Source organism: Mesorhizobium sp. M7A.F.Ca.CA.003.01.2.1 (assembly GCF_003998945.1).
Lineage (GTDB): Bacteria > Pseudomonadota > Alphaproteobacteria > Rhizobiales > Rhizobiaceae > Mesorhizobium > Mesorhizobium ciceri.
Genome location: NZ_RZRA01001117.1, coordinates 1 through 1,601, shown reverse-complemented (window position 1 = coordinate 1,601; position 1,601 = coordinate 1). Strand labels below are relative to the sequence as shown.

The 1,601-nt window shown below is 61.3% G+C and carries 2 protein-coding genes; one reads left to right on the top strand and one right to left on the bottom strand.

Annotation, left to right across the window (positions count from 1 at the left end):
* Window positions 1-467 (bottom strand): hypothetical protein (locus EN969_RS30315; RefSeq protein ID WP_127419690.1); only part of this gene is annotated, 467 nt, incomplete at its 3' end.
* Window positions 468-665: 198 nt separating this feature from the next.
* On the opposite strand from EN969_RS30315, the gene EN969_RS30310 reads away from it, so the two are divergent.
* Window positions 666-1,547: a DMT family transporter gene (locus EN969_RS30310; protein WP_013531939.1), complete on the top strand. Its 882-nt coding sequence runs from the start codon at window positions 666-668 to the stop codon at window positions 1,545-1,547.
* Window positions 1,548-1,601: the final 54 nt, after the last annotated feature.

Sequence of the window (1,601 nt, the reverse complement as noted above, 5' to 3'; positions counted from 1 at the left end):
TTGCCGGTTTTCGGTTCGGTGTCGATGACGGTCAGCCGCATGCCGTTCTCGCCGCGTTTCTCGACCTTCATCTGCGCCCTTCGGTCGCCATTGACCTCCTTGGCCCAGCGAATGCCCAGGTTGATCGCATTGCCCGAACGGCTGCCGTTGAGTTGCGCCGGTCCCGTGCGAGAGCCGACATAGGTGCCGCTGTATTTGGCACCTGTAACTTTCAGATTGGCGCTGATGGCCCGCGACACCACAATGAGACCGCGGCAATTTCCATCCAGCGATAGCGAGGTTGAGGTCGCATTCGACTTGAAGCTGCACGATACGCTGACGTTCGGAGCATCCGTGGTTACCTGGACAGTGCCCTTGCCGGCGAAATTGCCCTTGAACGACTGAAGAAATTGGGTCTCGTCGGCATGTGCTGCGCCTGCCGCAACCAATAGACCGCCGGTAAGCGCGAATTGCGCGAAGGATCTCATCGAAGCTCTCCTTGTCGTTTTCGAAAAAAGGCGGGGCGATCCACGAGCACGGCTGACCATCGGGACTCAACGCCACCTACCATTTCAGGTTCCGTCCGCCACATGACTGTTTTACAACATCGAGCCAGTCGCGACTGGCCCAGAAGAATGCCTTGGCTAGCGGTTGCGGCAGAGGTGCTGGCCTGCGACATAGCGCGAATGGCACCCACCCCCTCGATCCCCAAGGCCGCGTTCTGGATGGCGCTGTCTATCGCCTCGTTCCTTGGCATGACGGTCGCCGGCCGGGCCACGACAGCGGAGCTCAACGTCTTCCAAGTGCTGGAGTTGCGCTCCGTGATCGGCTTCTTCATCCTGCTGCCGCTGGTGATGATGAGTGGCGGCTTTCAAGCCATGCGCACGCAGCGCCCGGTTGCCCATATCGCCCGCAACGTCATCCATTACACGGGCCAGGCGGCATGGCTCTACGCCCTCACCTTGATTCCGCTGGCCGTGTTGATCTCGATCGAATTCACCACTCCGATCTGGACAGCTATCCTGGCGGTGATCTTTCTGGGCGAAAGGCTGAACCGGCCCAAGTTGGCAGCGATCGCGCTGGGGCTGATCGGCGTGGTGATCATCGTGCGCCCCGGTGTCGGCTCGGTCGATCCTGGACATCTCGTCGTGCTGGGCGCCGCGGCCTGCTTCGGCATCTCGGTGGTCACCGTCAAGTCGCTGACCCGGACAGACAGCGTCGTACGCATCATCTGCTGGATGCTGATTGTCCAGTCGGTGGTCGGTCTCATCCCGGCGCTCTATACGTGGCGCAACCCGCCACTGGAGCTATGGCCATGGATCGTGCTGATCGCCTTCACCGGCATGTCGTCGCATTTCTGTATGGCCCGAGCGCTTGGCTATGCCGACGCGACCATCGTCTCGCCGATGGATTTTCTACGCGTGCCGCTATCGGCACTGATCGGCTGGCTGCTCTATAGCGAGCAGATCGACGCCTTCACCGCCGGCGGCGCGCTGCTGATCCTGATGGGCAATCTGCTCAATCTGCAGCGCAGGCAGATAAAGCCGGCCGAAGTGGCGGCGTCGTAGTCCCGCCGGCCGTCAGTTCCCTTCGTCGGGTATGTTGAGAAGATGGCCGCAGGC